The sequence below is a fragment of the Candidatus Delongbacteria bacterium genome (assembly GCA_020634015.1).
Classification (GTDB): domain Bacteria; phylum CAIWAD01; class CAIWAD01; order CAIWAD01; family CAIWAD01; genus JACKCN01.
This window is the reverse complement of record JACKCN010000004.1, coordinates 312043-330960: the sequence shown is the minus strand read 5'-3', so window position 1 is coordinate 330960 and position 18918 is coordinate 312043. Positions and strand designations below refer to the sequence as shown.

Sequence of the window (18918 nt, the reverse complement as noted above, 5' to 3'; positions counted from 1 at the left end):
ACCGTGTGTCAGAATTCATGGACGGTCCTTCCCTGAAAATGCCGGGAATCTCATCGGTCCCCTGCCGAGGGGCGAATGCGGTGATAGCTTGTGGCAAAGGAGGACAGATGTACGCCACCGTTCCAACCGCCGCCCTGCTGGGCGTGGAAGCTCTGCGTGTCCGTGTGGAGGTGCACGTGCACCCGGGCATGCCCAAGGTCGTGATCACCGGACTGCCCGACAGTGCGATCCGCGAGGCCATTCCACGTGTGTTCAGCGCGGCCCGCATGCAGGGCTTTCCCATTGAACTGACCAAGCGGGTCGTGATCAATCTGGTGCCCGGAGACCTGCGCAAGAGCGGCAGTGCCTTCGATCTGCCGATCGCCCTGGGCCTGCTGGCAGCCATGGGCCGCTGTGATCCGGAGCGCCTGGCACGCACTCTCGTGCTGGGCGAGCTGACTCTTGAAGGACGCGTGGCGGCCGTGCGCGGAGTGCTGGTGATGGTGAGTCCCGATCCTGCGGGTGGCAGCCGAAGCCGGCCGGGAGAGAGCATCGACCAGGTTCTTGTGCCGCGCGAGAACCAGCTCGAGGCGGTACTCGGTGCCGGCTGCCCGGTGGTGGCCGTGGGCACCCTGCGCGAGGCCGTGGATCACATCAGCGGCACCCGGACCCTTGATCCGCTGGTGCCCGGTGAATGCGAGATCCCCCGGACCGTGGATGCAGGAGCGCCCGATCTGCGGGATGTTCGCGGGCAGGCCCAGGCGCGTCGGGCGCTTGAGATCGCCGCCGCCGGGGGACACAATCTCCTGCTGGTGGGCTCGCCCGGGTCCGGGAAGACCCTGCTGGCCCACCGGCTGGCGGGCATTTTGCCCCGGCTGGCCAGCGGGGAGGCCCTGGAGGTGAGCCGCATCCATTCGGTGGCCGGCCTGCTGCCCCGCGATGGCGGCCTGCTCAGTCATCGGCCCTTCCGTTCGCCACACGCCAGCATTTCCGATGCGGGCCTGTTGGGGGGAGCTCGCGCTCCCCACGTGGGCGAGCTGAGCCTGGCCCATCGCGGAGTGCTGTTCCTGGACGAGTTTCCCGAGTTCCGCCGCAGTGCCCTGGAACACCTGCGCCAACCCCTCGAGGATGGCTGGGTCCAGATCGTACGGGCCGGGCTGAGCGTACGCCTGCCGGCACGGATCACACTGGTGGCCGCGATGAACCCCTGTCCGTGCGGCTATCTGGGCGATCCCCGGCGCAGTTGCCGCTGCAGCCCCTTTCAGGTGGAACGCTACACCGCCAGACTTTCCGGGCCGATCCTTGACCGGATCGACCTGCAGGTGGAAGTCCCTTCGTTGAGCCTGGAAGAACTGATGGATCAACGGGAGAGCGAGGACAGCCAGACGGTGCGGTCCCGGGTGGAGGAGGCCGTGCACCGGCAGCGGCATCGCTATCGGGGCGACACACGCCTGTTCAGCAATGCGGGACTGGATCGGTCCGGACTGAAGGCCTGGTGCCCACTGGATGAGGCCAGCCTGGCTCTGCTGCGCAGGGTGGCGGACCGCTTCCGGCTGAGCGCGCGCAGCGTGGACCGCGTGGTGAAGGTGGCCCGCACCGTGGCGGACCTCCACGGCCGCGACGCCATCGGCTCGGCGGAGCTGGCCGAAGCCGTTCAATTGCGGATCCGGGACACCCGCTCGCAGCTTCAGGAATGACGGAGTCAAGGTGGAAAGCAACAGGCCCCGGGCAGTATTAGCTTGGCGGCTGGTTTCACGCACCCGGCGGGCGGGCCGTGACCGGACCAAGGAGGGCGGATGCGCACCCTGATACTTTCCAGTTCCCTGAGCGAGCGCTCGCGCTCCCGCGTGCTCTGCCGCGAAGTCGGGCAGCGCCTGGAGGCCCAGGACATCGACGTGGACTTCGTGGATCTGCGCGAGATCGAACTGCAACCCGCGCACCGAGCGGTCAGTGTCAGCATGGACCAGCTGAAAGCCCGCATCCAGGCGGCGGACAATTTCGTGATCGGAATGGGCGTCCACTGCTATTCGATCAGCGACAGCCTGAAGATGGTGCTGGATACCTGCTGTGGCGGGATGGAGTCCAAGTTCTTCGGCATTCTCTGCGCCGCGGGCGGGCACAAATCCTACCTGAGCACCATGCACCTGACCCAGATCTGCATGAACGAGTGGCGCATGATCCAGTTGCCCCGGGTCGTATATGCCGTGGGCAAGGACTTCGTGGATCTGGCCGTGCCCCCGGGTGAGCTCTCCGAGCGCCTGGACCAGTTCGCCGGTGAGTTCGCCCGCATCGGCGCCAAGCTGCTGGCCTGATTCCTTGGTGTCCGCCGCTGGCTTGCGGCCAGGGAGGTCCTATTCGCCGATGTCCTCGTTCCAGAGCACAGGATTCTCGCGAATGAAATGCTCCATCAGGGCGCGGCAGGTCGGGTCGTCCACGATGCGAAGAGTCACTCCTCTGGCCCGCAGATGCTCTTCGGGGCCCCGGAAGGTGTGGTTCTCGCCCACGATCACCGTCGGGATGCCGTAAAGCAGCGCGGCACCGCTGCACATGTCGCACGGGGAGAGGGTGGAGTAGAGCACGCAGCGGCGGTAGTCCGTGGCCGTCATCCGGCCCGCGTTCTCCAGACAGTCCATTTCCGCGTGCAGCACGGTGCTGCCGCGCTGGACACGCCGGTTGTGCCCGCGTCCCACGATGCGTCCGTCGAGCACCAGGACCGAGCCGATGGGAATGCCGCCCTCGGCCAGCCCGGCCCGGGCTTCCTCGATCGCGGCAGCCAGAAAAGCGTCCATGCCGATTCCTCCGGATTGCGTTGTCCTGGAATGGGTGCCTGGTCACGGCGGGCAACCGGACACCAGCGCCCTGACCGAACGTGCAAGGTAGTTCCTGCCCGCTTCAGGACAAGTCGGTCCGAGAGTTCAGGGCCTTTGCCCAACGCGTGTTGCCGTGCGGCCTGCCATGTGATGGCGCATGGCACACAGCGGCCGAAGTCCAGCCATCCACGTGTGCCATCCAGTTCCAGGCAGCCGTTCCGGCCGACCCGGGGAGGAACCTTGTCCACGACCGAGACCAGAGTCGCTGGCGCACGAGCCCGGCGAGACGCCATGGCAGCCTCCCCGCAATGGCACGGGGGGAGCTTTCACAATCCGCTGCCCGTGCGCAATGGCTCCCTGCTGAAGATGCTGGCCAGATACTGGAATCGCTCGACGCATGCGACCCCCGATCTGCCACTTCCTGTGTGCCAACGCCGGGCCGCCGATTTCAGCCAGCCACCCACGAGCGGCTTGCGCGTGACCTGGCTTGGGCATTCCAGCGTGCTGATCGAGATCGGCGGCAAGCGCCTGCTCTGTGATCCGGTCTGGGGACGGCGCGTGTCTCCGGTGTCCTGGCTCGGGCCGACGCGTTTCTTCGCTCCACCTCTGGCCTTGGAAGACCTGCCGCCGCTGGATGCGGTCCTGCTGACGCACGATCACTACGATCACCTGGACCGCGAGACGATTCGCCTGCTGCGCGATCGGGTGCCACTCTTCGTCACGCCCCTGGGTGTGGGAGCCTGGCTGGAACGCTGGGGTGTGCGGCCGGAGCGCATCATCGAACGCGACTGGTGGCAGAGCCTGGATCTGGGCGAGCTGGTCCTGACGGCCACCCCGGCCCGCCACTTTTCGGGTCGGCTGCTGGGACATCTGCGGGGAAATCCGACACTCTGGGCAGGCTGGGCCATCCAGAGCCCGCGGCACCGGGTGTACATCTGCGGTGACAGTGGCTTCTTCCCGGGCTTTCGCGAGATCGGCGAGCGCCTTGGCCCCTTCGACCTCAGCCTGATCGAGTGTGGTGCCTACGATGCCCTCTGGCCGGATGTGCACCTGGGGCCCGAACAGGCGGTCAAGGCACATGCGCTCGTCCGGGGCGGCCTGCTGCTGCCCGTGCATTGGGGCACATTCAATCTGGCCTTCCACGGCTGGACCGAACCCGTGGAACGCCTGCTGCGGGCCGCGCAATCCAGCGCGACTCCGCTGGTGATTCCGCGGCCCGGTGAGAGCGTCGACCCGGCATCACCGGCGCCCCCGGTGCGTTGGTGGCCCGAACGGCCCTGGCGGACGGCGCAGGAAGATCCCATCGTCTCCACAGGCGGCTACTGAGCACAGCCGGTCCGAGCGGAGAAGAGGCGACGAACCGGCAGAATGCATGCGGCAACAGAGAGGACAGGACATGGCCAAGGATCTTTCGGTACTGGTTCTGGGCGCGACCGGCATGGTCGGCGGCCTGCTGCTGCGGCTGTGCCTGGACGACGCGCGCATCGGGCGTGTGAGCGTGATCGGGCGCCGGCCCTGTGGAGTGACGCATGCCCGGCTGCAGGAAACGATCCACCCCGATTTTGACCACTGCGAGCCCCTGAGCGCGGCACTGGCGGGGCAGGATGTGGTGTTCTACTGCATCGGGGTCTACACCGGCGCGGTGTCGGCCGACGAACTGCGCCGGGTCACGGCCGAACAGCCCGCGCATCTCGCGCGCGTGCTGCACGCGGTCAGCCCCGGCGCGATCCTGGCCTTCCTCTCGGGCATGGGTGCCGACCGGAACCAGCGCAGCCGCATCGCCTTCGCCCGTCACAAGGGGGTGGCCGAGAACGCCCTGCTGGCGCAAGGCTTCGCCCGACTGGGCATCTTCCGGCCCGGCTACATCTTTCCCGTGACCGCGCGCCGCGAACCGACCCTGGCCTACCGCGTGTTCCGCTGGCTGTATCCGGTGCTGCGCCCACTTTGGCCCAACATGGGTCTCACATCCGACGAGCTGGCCCGCGCCATGCTGGGCTGGGCGCTGGACGAGTCCGACCGTGCGCCGTCCTCCACCTTCGAGAACCATGAGATACGCAGGCTGGCAGCCCGCCATGAGTCACCGCATCCCGCCTGACGCAGAGTTGACGCTCTTCCATTGCACGGTGAAATCAGCGCACCAGGGTCGCCCGACTCACGGCGACGTGCCCCCGCCCATCATCCAGCTGGATCAGGTAGACACCCGAGGCTGCCGGCATGCCGGAGCGGGTCAGGCCATCCCAGCGAATCCGGTGCAGGCCCGCCGCGTACGGACCCGCAGGCTGCCAGCTCACCAGCTGCCCCGCGATGTCGTACACGCGCATGTGCACGCGTGCCGCCTGCCGCAGGTCGAACTCCAGCTGGGTCTCGGGGTTGAAGGGGTTGGGCGTGACGGAGCGGATCACGACCGGCGCGAACTCCGGCAGGCCGCGTGGGCCTGGTTCGATGGCGGTCTGCGAGCGCCCACGAAGAGCCAGGCTGTGGAATCCGCCGGCGGCGATGGCCACGACGTCGTCGCCGGGCTGGATCGCGGGCAGCATATCCCAGCTGTTGTCGCCCCAGGACACGACCGATCCATCCGCCTTGAGGCCAAGACTGTGCCAGCGCCCTGCGGCCACCGCGATGAAGTCCGCATTGGGTTCGGGCACGTCGCATTGCCCGACGGAATTCAGGCCCCAGGCCAGGATCGATCCATCGGCACGCAGGCACAGGCTGTGCCCGTCCCCCGCCGCGATCGCCAGCAGATCCTGATTGGGGTCGGGAAGCTCACATTGGCCGAAGGCCCCATCACCCCACGCGACCAGGCTTCCATCCGCTTTGAGGGCCAGGCTGTGATACCAGCCAGCAGCCACGGCGATGAACTCCTGATTGGGCGCGGGCACCTCACACTGGCCGCTTCCGTCATTGCCCCAGGCCAGAATGCTGCCGTTGACTCTCAGGGCCATGCTGTGCTCGTACCCTGCGGTCACCTGCGTGAAGAGCGCCAGGGGGTCGGGCATGGTCGATTGGCCGTCATCATTGCAGCCCCAGACCTGCACGCGGCCCCAGCGGCTCAGGGCCAGACTGTGATTGCCGCCCGCGGCCACCGCGACGAAGTCCGTGTTCGCTCCCTCCAGTGTGCACTGATCGAAGCCATTGTAGCCCCAGGCCAGGATCGATCCATCGGCGCGCAGGCCCAGGTTGTGCTCGTAGCCCGCGGCGATCGCCACGAACTCCGGATCGGGCTCCTGGACCAGACATTGCCCCAGTGAATTGGCCCCCCAGGCCTGGCACGGCCCGCTGGCGGAAATGGCCAGGCAATGATTGAAGCCCGCCGCGATGGTGCTGAAGGGAGCGGCCCACTGTGGCACCGCCAGCTGCTGGAATGTGTCGTCGCCCCAGACCTCCAGACTGCCGTTCTGGCGCAGACCCATGCTGTGCCGACTGCCGGCGGCCAGGGAGATGAATCCCTCATTCGGAAACGGGATCAGGCACTGGGAGTGGTCATTGGCCCCCCAGGCCGCCAGCACTCCATCCGAGCGCAGCGCCAGACTGTGGTTGGCTCCTGCCGCAAGGGCCGTGAAACCCGAGTTGGGCAGGGGCACGGTGCACTGGCCATCGCCATTGCTGCCCCAGGCTTCGATGCGGCCATCCTCGCGCAGCGCCAGACTGTGCACCCCGCCCGCCGCGATCGCGATGAAACCGCTGTTGGGCTCGGGCAGCTCGCATTGCCCGTAGATGTTGTCACCCCAGGCGCACAGCGACCCATCGGCCAGCAGAGCCAGATTGTGGAAGTAACCGGCGGAAATCGCCACGGGCGGGCTGCCGGGCGTGGGCAGCTCGCACTGGCCATAGAGATTGTCTCCGCTGGCGCGCAGGCTGCCGTCCGCGAGCAGCGCCAGACTGTGATTCAGACCTGCGCTCACCGCGATGCATCCCGGCGTCGCGGAGGTCAGCTGGCACTGGCCTTCCCGGTTGTCACCCCAGGCGACCAGTGTGCCGTCCGCACGAAGCCCCATGCTGTGTCCGCCACCCGCCGAAAGCGACACCAGCTCCTGCTGGAGCGAGGCACGAACCACCACCTGGCTGCCCCAGCCCACGATCGCCCCGTTGTCCCGGGCGGACAGCGCCATGGGATGCAGGACCAGCAGCAGAGCCGTTGCGAAAGGCAGAGCGCGCACAGGCGTGAGTGGAGTCATGAGAGCCATCCTTCCAGGGTTCGACCGACAACCGGGAACATGAGTGCGGGAAGGAATCGCCAGCCCGGGACGTGGGGCTGCAGGAATCGCCAGAGGGGAGAGGGGCGACGGGAGACGCGCCCAAAATGGGATTCGAGCTCAGGCTTGGCAAGGGAACTGCGCGCCCGCGCGCGGTCGTCCCGGCAGACCCGGAGTCCCCCGACCGGGAAGCGCCGACTGATCCGGTCGCCTTCGATTTGTGATTCCCACCGGAATTCCACTGGTTGAAAGGCCACTCCCGAAGCTGCCTTCGCCCACAAGGGCCGATGAAATCGCGTGCAAGATCTCAATGGGCGGCCCTTGCGGGACAAACGGAGGTCCGTTCATGCCCGCACTTTCTCTCACCGAACTTCGTCACCGCCTGCATGCCTGCGCCGAATTGTCCGGGGAGGAATCCCGCACGGCCGCGTTGCTGTGTCAGGAACTGGAACAGCTCAAGCCGGATCGCCTGGTCCGCGAACTGGGCGGGCACGGGCTGGTGGCGATCTTCGATGGCCCATTGCCCGGGCCGCGTGTGCTGTTGCGCGCTGACATGGACGCCCTGCCTCTCCCGGACCGCACGGATCTGGCCTGGGCCGCTCCCAGCGGGCAGGTGTCGCACAAGTGCGGACATGATGGCCACATGAGCCTGTTGCTGGGGGTGGCACGCCAGCTGGCCGGAACCCGCCCCTCGCGGGGCAGCGCCCTCTTGCTGTTCCAGCCGGCGGAGGAAACCGGAGCCGGAGCCCGTGCCGTTCTGGACGATCCGCGCTTCAGTGAGCTGGCTCCCGACCGGGTGCTGGCGATTCACAATCTGCCCGGTTATCCCTTGGGAACACTCGTGTCGCGCGAAGGGTGTTTCGCGAGTGCCTCGCAGGGTCTGAGCGTGAGACTGACCGGCGTATCCTCCCACGCGGCGGAACCGGAGCGGGGCCGCAGTCCGGTGACCTGTGCCGCGCAGCTGGCGCAGGCGCTGGCGGCCCTGCCCCAGACGGTCACGGCGCTGCACGAGGCGGCCCAGCTGACCGTGGTGGGTCTGGAAATCGGCGGGCCGGCCTTCGGCACCAGCCCCGGCAGCGGGCGAGTCTGCGCCACACTGCGCACCCACGACTCCGCCGTGATGACCCGGCTGGCCCGTGCCTGCGAGGCACTGGGTCAGGGCCTGGCCGCGGCCCATGGAATCACATGTGAACTGGAATGGGTCGAGATCTTTCCGGCCACCTGGAACAACGCCGCGGTGGTCAGGAGTGTGGAGCGCCTTGCCGGGCAGGCGGGTTTCGTGATCCAGCAGCCAGACACGCCCTTCGCCTGGTCCGAGGACTTCGGACATTTCACGGCGGCCTGTCCCGGCGCGTTGTTCGGGCTGGGTGCCGGCGAGAACCAGCCACCACTGCACCATCCCGACTACGACTTTCCCGACACACTGCTGGACACGGGCGTCCGGTTCCTGCTGACCACTCTCAAGGGCCTGCTCGAGGAGGATTCCCCATGAGCCCGGTGACACCCTCGTCCTGGATCGAACTCAGCGAATCCGCCCTGCGCTCCAACGTCCGCTACATCCGCAAGCAGGTGGGACCCAGACCGATCATTTCCTGCGTGGTCAAGGCCAACGCCTACGGTCACAGCATTCCGGTCTTCGTGCCACTGGCCGAGTCCTGCGGGATAAACCACTTCTGCGTGTACTGCGCGGGCGAGGCCGAAGCCGTGCTGGCCAGCCGTACCACACCGGGCACCATCCTGATCATGGGTGACATCGACAATGATGACCTGGAGTGGGCCGTGGCCAACGAGATCGCCTTTTTCGTGAGCGAGCTTTCGCGTCTGCGAGCCGCCGAGAAAGCCGCTCGCAGGGTGGGCAAGGCGGCTCGTGTCCATCTGGAGGTGGAAACCGGCATGCATCGCACGGGCTTGTCCGCCCGTGGACTGTCCGCGGCCACCCAGCGCTGCCTGAAACATCCGGAACTGCTCTGCCTGGAGGGTATCTGCACGCATTTCGCGGGTGCCGAGTCCTCGGCCAACTACAAGCGTGTGATGGACCAGATCCTGGTCTATCGCGACCGCATCCGCCAGTTGAACGAGCTGGGCGCCCGGGGCGTGTTGCGGCATGCAGCCAGCTCGGCCGCCACCTTCAGCTTTCCTGAGACCATCGACGATCTGGTGCGCGTGGGCATCGCGCTGTACGGCTTCTGGCCCAGTCCGGAAACCCGGATGATGCACCTCAAGGGCCAGGTCCGGGTTCGGCCCACCCTCAAGCGCGTGATCTCCTGGAACAGCCGGGTGATCAACCTCAAGCAGGTTTCACGCGGCGAGTTCATCGGCTATGGCAACAGTTATCTCTCGATGCAGCGCATGAAGATCGCGGTGGTGCCCGTGGGCTATCACGATGGCTTCGATCGGGGTCTGAGCAACCGGGGTCATGTCCTGATCGGCGGCCAGCGCTGCCCCGTGGTGGGCATGGTCAACATGAACATGATGACCGTGGACGTGAGCGGCCTGCCCAACGTCGCCCCCTCGGATCCCGTGGTGATCATCGGTCATCAGGGCAACGACGAGATCACCGTCAGTGCCTTCGGCGCCGGCACCAATGACCTGACGTACGAAATCCTTGCGCGCCTCGATCGTGACATCGACCGCGTGGTGGTGGACTGACGCACCATTTTCGCTGCGCCACGCTTTCCACCTTTTCTTTCCGAGAAAGAAAAGAGTGGAGCCAAAAGAAATCTTGTCCTCTCACTCCGCCGGACGGGCCTGCGCTGCGCGCGCCCGCCGTCGCATGGTCACCTCTGGGCGTCAGGCAGGCTGGTACCCGACGTTGCCCCCGGGCACACTGGGATTCTTCCGTGTGCGACACCTCCCCGGGCCGGTCATCCCCGCGCAAGCGGGGATCTCGACATGTGGCCACATCGCTTATCCAAGCGCGACGTGCCGGGCCTGATGAAGTCGTCAAATTTGCGCGTTGTCAGTACACGTTCCGTGGAATCCGGGGCGGGCGGGTCGCGCCACGCTTTCCACCTTTTCTTTCCGAGAAAGAAAAGAGTGGAGCCAAAAGAAATCTTGTTCTCTCACTCCGCCGGACGGGCCTGCGCTGCGCGCGCCCGCCGTCGCATGGTCACCTCCGGGCGTCAGGCAGGCTGGTACCCCACGTTGCCCCCGGGCACACTGGGATTCTTCCGCGTGCGACGCATCCCCAGGATGGTCATCCCCGCGCAAGCGGGGATCTCGACATGTTACACGGGAGTTCCCACCGCTTTGCTTCCCCCGAACGCTCTCCTCTCGCGACGTAGCTTCCAGCCGGGCCCGATGAAGCTGTCAGATTTGCGCATTGTCAGCACACGTTCCGTGGAATCCGGGCGGGCGGGTCGCGCCACGCTTTCCACCTTTTCTTTCCGAGAAAGAAAAGAGTGGAGCCAAAAGAAATCCTGTTCTCTCACTCCGCCGGACGGGCCTGCGCTGCGCGCGCCCGCCGTCGCATGCTCACCTCTGGGCGTCAGGCAGGCTGGTACCCCACGTTGCCCCCGGGCACACTGGGATTCTTCCGCATGCGGCGCATCCCCAGGATGGTCATCCCCGCGGAAGCGGGGATCTCGACAAGTTACACGGGAGTTCCCACCGCTTCGCTTCGCCCGAACGCTCTCCTCTCGCGACGTAGCTTCCAGCCGGGCCTGATGAAGTCGTCAAATTTGCGCGTTGTCAGCACACTTTCTATGGAATCCAGGGCGGGCGGGTCGCGCCACGCTTTCCACCTTTTCTTTCCGAGAAAGAAAAGAGTGGAGCCAAAAGAAATCTTGTTCTCTCACTCCGCCGGACGGGCCTGCGCTGCGCGCGCCCGCCGTCGCATGCTCACCTCTGGGCGTCAGGCAGGCTGGTACCCCACGTTGCCCCCGGGCACACTGGGCTGGTGCGGCGCTTCCCCACGCTGTCCCCGCCCGCCGTCGCATGCTCACCTCCGGGCGTCAGGCAGGCTGGTACCCCACGTTGCCCCCGGGCACACTGGGATTCTTCCGTGTGCGACGCTTCCCCCACGCTGTCCCCGCCCGCCGTCGCATGGTCATCGCCGGGCGTCAGGCAGGCTGGTACCTGACGGTGCCCACGGGCACACTGGAGATCTCTCGCATGCGGCGCTGTGCCTCAGCTCCAGGCGTTGTCTGGTAGCGCAGGGGCGCGAGGATCTCGACTCTGGAGATGGATCACACGCGCGTCATCGTGGTGCTTCGGTGCAGACTCCGTTCTGGCAGATCAGGTCGGGGGGCATCAGGACTTCGCAGTCGGAGCCCCAGCCCCAACGCTCGTTCATGGCGGCGTTGATGTCGTTGTAGTGCATCACCATCGCTTCCACCAGGGGAGTGTTTTCGGCATTGCGTGAGACGATCAGGTAGCGCCAGGGGCCGCCGCAGGGCTTGTCGCCCATGGGCAGAGCCAGGCAGTCCTGGGGGCCATGGCAGGCGGGAACGCCCGCCAGAGTGCGGATCAGCGAGTCCTGGGTGGCCAGCCATTCAAGGTCTTGCTGTTCGGGAGTCTGATCTCTGGAGTGCTCAGGGTCGCCCCCCGGATTCGAATCCTGATCCAGCTCCCAGGTGCAGGCGGTGCAGAGCAGGGCCAGAGAGAGGAGATGCGGGGCGACGGCTCGGCCACGCCGGCCGCGGCGAGATGAGCTTCCGGGCAAGGTGTTCAATGGGGGGTCTCCTGTGTCGTTCCGCGGGAATCACGGGGGATACGTCGATCCGGGGCGCAAGGATCCTGTGGTCGGCGCTCGTGCAGTGAACCCATGGCTTCAGCTGTCGAGCACCCGGCGCACCACGTGTGCCAGTTCGACGCGGCTGGTGGGTTTGAGCAGGTAGGCCCGGATGCCCAGTTCCAGCGCTTTGGCTTCGGGGATCGAGGAACTGAAGCCCGTGCAGAGCACGATCGGCAGCTCGGGCCGCAGGGCCAGCAGGGCGCGCGCCAGTTCGTAGCCCGTCAGGTTGGGCATGGTCTGGTCGGTCAGCACCAGATCAAAGGCCATGGGATTGTCCTTGAAATGGGCCAGCGCCCGTGTGCTGTCCGTGAACGTGCGCACCCGATAGCCCAATTTCTCCAGGGTCTTGCGGACAAGCTCGGCCACCATGGGCTCGTCGTCCACGACCAGAATCCGTTCCGGCCCTCCGGCCAGAACCGGCCGGGCCTCGCTGGTGGGTCTGGGGGCCGTGTCGGCTCCCGCGGCCCTGGGCAGCAGCACCCGGAAACGTGTTCCCTGACCCGGGCAGGAACTGACCGTGATCGCGCCGCCATGTTCCTTGATGATGCCCTCCACCATGGCCAGTCCCAGACCGGAGCCCTTGCCCTGGGGTTTGGTGGTGAAGTAGGGATCGAACACATGAGGCAGGACCTCGGGCGAGATGCCACAGCCCGTGTCATGGACCAGCAGTTCCAGATGGCTGCCGCAAGACAGCCCGTGCGGCAGGGACTCGTCATCCAGTTCCACGTCGCGCAGGCGGATCCGCAGCGTGCCTCCCGTTGATTCCATGGCATGAAAGGCATTCGTGCAGAGGTTCATCACCACCTGCTGCATCTGGGTTTCGTCGGCCATCACCCAGCTGCCGACGGCCAGATCCTGGTCGATGTGCACGGTGCTGGGCAGGGTGGAGCGCAGCATCTGCAACACGTCGCGAATGCTGGAATGCAGATCCAGCCGGGTCACGGCGCTGGTCGTGTGACGGCTGAAGGTCAGGATCTGGCGTACAAGCTCCACCGCACGCTGGCCGGATCGCACGACTTCGCTGAGGTCCTCGTGTTCCATGCTGCCCACGGGCAGGCGTTCCAGAACCAGCTCGGTGTACCCCAGCATCGAGGACAGGATGTTGTTGAAATCATGGGCGATGCCTCCGGCCAGGGTGCCGATCGCCTCCAGCTTCTGCGCATGGCGCGACCGGGATTCGCGCTGGACGCGTTCGCTCACGTCGCGGATCACGACGATCAGGCAGTTCCGGCCCTGAAGAGTCAATGGGGAGCTCTGGACCTCGGCATGGAAGGCACGTCCATCATGACGACGCATCAGAACACTCAGGGGAGCGATCCCGGAGGGCGCGTCCGCCATGGACGCACGCAAGGCGTCCACGGTCAGCTCACGGGGCAGCAGGGCGCGGCAGGCGGCCGGAGAATCGCTGGATCCCAGCTTCAGCATGGTGCGCAGGGCGTGATTCATGTTCAAGGGCTCGCCACTCTCCGCATCCAGCACCAGGATGCCTTCGTGGGTGGCCTCGAAAATCGCCGCCAGCTGATCGCGTGAGTCACGCAGAGCTTGCTCCGCATGCTTGCGGGCCCCGATCTCCCGCCAGACCACGTGCAGCATCTGCTCACCGGGATCGGGAATCGCGGTCAGCAGAACCTCAACCGGGAAGATCTCGCCATTGGCGCGCCGGTGGTACCACTCGAAACGATTGGACCCCCGTGCCAGCGCGAGCTGGATCATCGTGTTGGCTTTCTCGTAGGACAGCTGCCCATCGGGCTGGTATTCCGGGGAGAGCATGGAAGGATGGACGTTGAGCATTTCCTGCTTGCTGGCATACCCCAGCATGACCAGAGTGGCCGCATTGCAGTCCACGAAGCGTTCACCCACGATGATCAGGTTCGCATCGGCCGAGCGTTCGAAAAGCTCCTGGTATCGGTCCGGATTCATCGGGACTCTCCGGGGGTAATGCTGGTGCCTGCTGTCCGGGTCAGGCTGTTCTGCTTCCCGTTCCGCGGAACGGGTCTTCGCCCTGATGCCGGGCCTGGGCTCTCCTATCGGAATTTCGATCGCTGGATTGCAGGGGCGACTGCAGTCTGGAAATGCGACGGATTGCGCGAATCAGACTGGAGGAGAGCCTTCAGTGCGGGCGGGCGCGAGTGCTGGGTCGCGCAGTGTCCGAGTGTGCCGGAGCCGGAATCCTGGCGTGCGCGTTCTGGCACTCCGGTTCCGACGCTTACTTGAGCAGCAGCGCCTTGCCCTGGAACTCGGTGCCTGAATCCGTGCTCACCCGCAGCAGGTAGAGCCCACTGGCCAGGGCACTGCCATCCAGAAGGTGGTCAGCGGGGCCCGGGGGCAACACTGGCAGATCTTCGCGCAGGACGCAGCGGCCCAGCAGATCGTGCACGCTCAGGCTGGCCCGGCCGCCCGGGTGCTGCCAGCTGAGTCGAGTCACAGGATTGAAGGGGTTGGGAGTGCAGTTCAGCGACAGAGTCCGGGGGCGCGCCTCAGCAGGAGCCAGGGCCGTGAGGGGCAGGATTTCAAGAGTGTAGGCATGGCTTTCCAGACTGCCCCAGAAGTCGACCACCAGGGTGTACTCGCCCGCGGCCAGCTCGCCGGTCTGCAGCTGTTCGCCATCGGTGCCGGACCCATTGTCGTCCACTGCCTGCAGGCATTCGGCGTCGGGGCCACAACCTGACAGAAGCATCAGCACCTCATCGGCCCGCGGCGAGTCGCCCAGCACCGTGATCAGGTAGGCCCCCGGTTGGCTGACGCTGAGCGCGAAGACCTCGTCGTTGCCTCCGGCCACCAGGCCGGCACAGGGCAGACCATCCAGATGGGCCGTCTGGGGGGCCGGGCGCTGCAGATCGATGGGGGAGCCGTCCAGTTCCAGCGCAATCGTATTCACACAGGGATCGGGCCTGGACAGGGTGGGCAGGCTGGTCAGGCTCAGTTCGTAATTCTGGTCCTCGGGGACCCCGCTGGTGGAGTTGTGGGCGATCATTGCGTAATACTCGCCCGGAGGCAGGGCGGGCACGAACAGGCTTTCAGGCTGGCAGAGCCCCGTGTTGTCCGCTCCGGCCAGCAAGCGGCCCGAGGGCGGAAGCGCGGCCGTGAACAGAAACACGATCGCATCCAGCTGATCGGCGCGGGAGCCCAGCGCGACGGCCGAGCTGTCGTCCAGGCTGAAACGGTACCAATCCGTGTCACGCAGGCCGTTGCTGGCCCAGAGCGAGCCGCAACGCAATTCGTCCACCGCCGCATCATTCCAGTTCTGGTTGTTGCTGTTCCAGCCCTCATTGGGTTCCACTTCGTGCAGACCACCCGTGCACTCGACGGGTTCATGTGCCAGGCAGGGATCGTCGGGGCATTCGAGAATCAGGCGCCAGGGCTCGTCCTGGGGCACGCCCAGAAAGGCATTGTGCGCCACCACCAGGAAGTAGCTGCCTGGAGCCAGCCAGTCCAGCTCCAGCACTTCGCCTTCGCAGAGCGCGCCACGATCTTCGACCTTGAGGGTGCGCCCTCCGGAGGCGGGCGGTGCTTCGGTGGTGAGAAAGAGCACCGGGTTCAGCAGGCGGGCCTCCAGCCGGGCGCGCAGCGGGCCGCCCATGTGCTCCAGGCGGAACCAGTCCAGATCGCGCAGCCCCCCGTCGGCCCAGACCGAGCCGCAGAGCGTGTCGCCACAGGCGATCGGGTTGGCATTCTGGCCATCATCCCAGCCGCCGTTGGGCTCCATTTCCGGGCGACCCAGGCAGTCCAGCGGGGGCTGGTCGGAGCAGGGCGATGGATCACAGTCGAGGCTGAGGGTGAAGTCCAGGCCGCGGCCCGGCTGGCCCTCACCGCCCCAGTGCCAGATGTCCACGGCCAGCAGGTACTCGCCCGCGGGCAGCGTATTGCTGATCCGCTCCTCGCTGTCGCCTTCGAAGGGCATCTGGAGGCAGTTGCCGGGATCGCAGCCATCCAGCAGGATCAGGTCGTGGTCTTCGTCGTTCAGCCCGGTCAGCCGGGCGTCCAGCAATCCTCCCGCATGTGACACGCGCCAGGCCAGTTCGGGGCCGTTCTCGCCACTCACGCAATAGGTTTGCCAGGCGTTGGCACTGACCGAATCGGACACGCTCACGCTGGTGCCGCACGCCAGCGGCTGGGCGATATCGCAGGGCGACCAGATGAAGAGCTCGTACTCACCGGATTGCCCTTCGGCTCCGTCGATCGCCAGATACCAGGTGCCCGCGCTGAGAAACTGAGCCTCGAGCCGGCCCGCGCCATCCGGGCAGTCCTGTGAATCACAGGCCAGCAGGTGTTCGGTGTCCACCGTGTCGGCGTAGATGGCCAGGCGAGCCGGGAAGGAGCTGTCGCAGAGGTCCAGGCTCAGGCTGAGATCCTGCGCCAGTTCCAGCCGGTAGAAGACGTCGGGGCCGCTGGAGGGGGTGGGGCAACCGGGGGCGACGTGATTGCTGTAACCCGTGGTGGTGCCAACCAGCAGGGCGGGCAGGGCGGAAATCTCGCTGGCAGCTTCGGGTGTGTCACCGCCCTGGCGCGCATCGCGCGGAGCCGTTGGCACGCGCTGGGCTGCGCCCAGGGTTCCGGTTGTCGGCATGGGCCGTACGCCGCGCGTGGTGGGCGCCACCAGGGCCCGGGATTCACAGGGGTACAATGCGGGGGGCAGGCCTTTGTCCGGGCCGGTGTTGCGGTGGACATCGGCCGTGCGTGACGGCGCGGGCAGCGCATTCAGACCCGACGAGGACGCCAGTCCGGTGCTGGCCCAGGTCAGCAGCAAGACCCAAAAGGCCCACGTGCGCAGGGCGCTCACCGGGGGCTCCCGCCCAGTTCACGGATCGCATCGGCCAGGCTCAGTGCCCGCTGCGTGCCATCGGCCAGCGTCTTGAGGGTCAGCAGCCCGCGGGCCTGCTCGTCGGGTCCCAGAGTGATCACATGGGGAATGCCCTTGCGGTCGGCCAGCGCGAACTGCTTCTTGAGCCGCCCCGCTTCCAGGGCCAGTTCGGTGGGAATGCCCGCCCGGCGCAGCTCGCCGGCAAGCTCGATGGCCGCGTGGTCCGTCTCGGCAAAACTGCGGGTCACCAGCACCCGGGCCGGAGTCTGGCGGGACTGGGTCTCACCGAGTTGGGCCAAAGCGGCCAGGATCCGGTCCAGGCCCATGGTCAAACCGGTGGCGGGCATCTCGCGCCCCAGATAGAGACCGATCAGCGAATCGTAACGGCCTCCGCCCATGATGCTGCCCATGTGGGGCAGGCTGGGAATCACGGTTTCGAAGATCGGGCCGGTGTAGTACGACAACCCGCGTGCCAGATAGAGGTCGAAGGCCACATTCGCCCGGTTCACGCCCAGCGAGCCCAGCAGATCGTTCAGCTCCAGCAGCTCGTCCACCGCGCGGCTGGCGCGCCCGTCGCCCGTGTCCAGACTGCGCAGCTCGGGCAGGGTGGCCATGCTCACGGGCACGGCCAGTCGTTCCAGCAGCTTGTCCACGGCGGAGCCTGCGCCCACCGCGGTGTCCAGTTCGCGGCGCACGCCGTCCAGGCCCACCTTGTCCAGCTTGTCAATCGCTCCGCAGACGGCGGCTTCCTGGCCCGCGGGCAGGCCTGCCCAGGCCACCAGTGCCGCCAGCAGCCCACGGTGGTTCAGCCGGATGCGGTAATCGGGCAGTTGCAGGCCTGCCAGCAGACCGTCGGCGGCCGCGATGATCTCGGCGTCGGCCATCAGCGAGGCGCTGCCGATGGTATCGATGTCACACTGCCAGAACTCGCGGAAGCGTCCCTGACGGGGCTGGGGACGGTCGGCGCGCCAGACCGGCTGGAACTGGTAGCGCTTGAAGGGCAGGGGCAGCTCCGGATTGCAGGCCACCAGACGCGCCAGCGGCACGGTATGGTCGTAGCGCAGCGCCAGGCGCCGCGAGGGGTCGTCGTTGCGGTAGTCCAGCTTGTAGATCAACTTTTCGTCGTCGCCGTACTTGCCCAGCAGGATCTCGAGGTACTCCATCGCCGGCGTTTCCACGGGCGCGAATCCGTAGAGCTGGAATGCGCTGCGCAGGGTTTCCAGCAGGGCTTCGCGCCGCAGCATCTCGGCGGGCAGAAAATCGCGGGTACCATTGTAGATCCGGGCTGTGATCCGTTCGCTCATGAAAGGGCCTCTGCATTGGGTCTGAAGTGTCCGGCCGGGGAGTCCGGCGGCCGGGTCGCGGCACGCGAGTCCGAATGTGCCGCTTCGCGGGGGCAATTGAAACTGCCAGCGGGCACGAGTGGCGGACGCTGTACAGTGCTTGCGGCAATCTGCCGATCATTCATGGGTGTTCGTGAGCGATCGGACTTCTGCAACATGTTCGAAAACAAGTGCTTGCGACAGATGTCAAGGACATTCAATGAACCTGATCGCGGGCGCCCTGCTGGTGATCGTCGCCGTGCTGAGCGGATTCACCCTGGCGGGTGGGCATCTGCTGGCCATCTGGCAGCCCCTGGAGCTGATCATCATCCTGGGCGCGGCCATTGGTGGCATGATCATCGCCAACCCCTTCAGCGTGCTGAAACGGGTCCTGACCGGCATTCCCGCCCTGCTGGGCGGTTCCGCTCATTCCCGTGATGACTATCTGATCCTCTTTGGGTTGATGGCCGAAATCTTCAACAAGATCAAACGACAGGGCATGGTGGCCATCGAGGTGGACACGATGGACCCCCACGAGAGCGAAATCTTCAGCAAGTATCCCGACCTGCTCAAGGAGCACCATACCATCGAGTTCATCCAGGATTACCTGCGACTGATGATCAGCGGCAACATGAACACCTTTCAGCTCGAGAACCTGATGGATGTGGAACTGGCGGCCCACCACCACGAGGCGGGTGAGCCGGCACAGGCGGTCAGCCGTGTCGCCGACGCGCTGCCCGGCTTCGGCATCGTGGCCGCCGTGCTGGGCATCGTGATCACCATGGGCGCTCTCGGCGGACCGGCGGAGGAGATCGGGCATCACGTGGCCTCGGCCCTGGTGGGCACCTTCATGGGCGTGCTCTTCGCCTATGGGTTCTTCGCCCCGCTGAGCAATGCCATGGAACGCCGGGCCCGGGAGCAGGCGGACTGGTTCGTGGCGATCAAGACCTGCTTCATCTCCTTCCTGCAGGGCTACCCGCCCCAGATCGCGATCGAGTTCGGACGCAAGACCCTGCCCAGCGAGTGCCGTCCCGGTTTCGAGGACCTGGACCAGTACCTCAAGGCCAACAAGTAGGAC

The 18918-nt window shown here is 66.3% G+C and carries 13 protein-coding genes; 7 read left to right on the top strand and 6 right to left on the bottom strand.

All coding sequences use genetic code 11. The features are described from left to right. The first annotated feature begins 107 nt into the window (after positions 1-107). Both H6678_09980 and H6678_09975 read left to right on the top strand, forming a co-directional pair. On the top strand, positions 108-1676 hold the full coding sequence (locus H6678_09980; protein MCB9474128.1) for a YifB family Mg chelatase-like AAA ATPase: 1569 nt from the start codon (positions 108-110) through the stop codon (positions 1674-1676). A 99-nt stretch (positions 1677-1775) separates the two neighbouring features. Continuing rightward, positions 1776-2291: an NAD(P)H-dependent oxidoreductase gene (locus H6678_09975; GenBank protein MCB9474127.1), complete on the top strand. Its 516-nt coding sequence runs from the start codon at positions 1776-1778 to the stop codon at positions 2289-2291. A gap of 39 nt (positions 2292-2330) precedes the next feature. Here H6678_09975 and H6678_09970 read toward each other — a convergent pair whose 3' ends face one another. Continuing rightward, a complete protein-coding gene (locus H6678_09970) occupies positions 2331-2768 on the bottom strand; it encodes a nucleoside deaminase (GenBank protein MCB9474126.1) in 438 nt (145 codons plus the stop codon). A 312-nt stretch (positions 2769-3080) separates the two neighbouring features. Between H6678_09970 and H6678_09965 the strand changes: the two genes are divergently transcribed. Both H6678_09965 and H6678_09960 read left to right on the top strand, forming a co-directional pair. Then, positions 3081-4115, top strand: coding sequence for an MBL fold metallo-hydrolase (locus tag H6678_09965; GenBank protein MCB9474125.1), 1035 nt, complete (start codon positions 3081-3083; stop codon positions 4113-4115). A 70-nt stretch (positions 4116-4185) separates the two neighbouring features. Continuing rightward, positions 4186-4884, top strand: coding sequence for a hypothetical protein (locus H6678_09960; GenBank protein ID MCB9474124.1), 699 nt, complete (start codon positions 4186-4188; stop codon positions 4882-4884). Between the two features lie 34 nt (positions 4885-4918). Here H6678_09960 and H6678_09955 read toward each other — a convergent pair whose 3' ends face one another. Beyond that, a complete protein-coding gene (locus tag H6678_09955; protein ID MCB9474123.1) occupies positions 4919-6964 on the bottom strand; it encodes a T9SS type A sorting domain-containing protein in 2046 nt (681 codons plus the stop codon). Between the two features lie 364 nt (positions 6965-7328). On the opposite strand from H6678_09955, the gene H6678_09950 reads away from it, so the two are divergent. Further along, a complete protein-coding gene (locus H6678_09950; GenBank protein ID MCB9474122.1) occupies positions 7329-8474 on the top strand; it encodes an amidohydrolase in 1146 nt (381 codons plus the stop codon). Then, on the top strand, positions 8471-9631 hold the full coding sequence (alr, locus tag H6678_09945; GenBank protein MCB9474121.1) for an alanine racemase: 1161 nt from the start codon (positions 8471-8473) through the stop codon (positions 9629-9631). The genes H6678_09950 and alr overlap by 4 nt, the downstream gene beginning before the upstream one ends. A 1549-nt stretch (positions 9632-11180) precedes the next feature. On the opposite strand, the gene H6678_09940 is transcribed toward alr, so the two are convergent. From H6678_09940 to hisS, 4 genes are all read right to left on the bottom strand, one after another. Next, positions 11181-11654 (bottom strand): hypothetical protein, encoded by a 474-nt coding sequence (locus tag H6678_09940; protein ID MCB9474120.1) that lies wholly within the window; start codon positions 11652-11654, stop codon positions 11181-11183. A 99-nt stretch (positions 11655-11753) separates the two neighbouring features. Further along, the gene (locus tag H6678_09935; protein MCB9474119.1) at positions 11754-13637 is read right to left on the bottom strand and encodes a response regulator; all 1884 of its coding nucleotides are present in this window, start codon (positions 13635-13637) and stop codon (positions 11754-11756) included. Between the two features lie 286 nt (positions 13638-13923). Continuing rightward, the gene (locus tag H6678_09930) at positions 13924-16497 is read right to left on the bottom strand and encodes a hypothetical protein (protein ID MCB9474118.1); all 2574 of its coding nucleotides are present in this window, start codon (positions 16495-16497) and stop codon (positions 13924-13926) included. Next, on the bottom strand, positions 16494-17822 hold the full coding sequence (gene hisS, locus H6678_09925; protein MCB9474117.1) for a histidine--tRNA ligase: 1329 nt from the start codon (positions 17820-17822) through the stop codon (positions 16494-16496). Before hisS ends, H6678_09930 begins: the two co-directional genes overlap by 4 nt. A gap of 238 nt (positions 17823-18060) precedes the next feature. On the opposite strand from hisS, the gene motA reads away from it, so the two are divergent. Continuing rightward, positions 18061-18915: a flagellar motor stator protein MotA gene (motA, locus tag H6678_09920; GenBank protein MCB9474116.1), complete on the top strand. Its 855-nt coding sequence runs from the start codon at positions 18061-18063 to the stop codon at positions 18913-18915. The last annotated feature ends 3 nt before the right edge of the window (positions 18916-18918 follow it).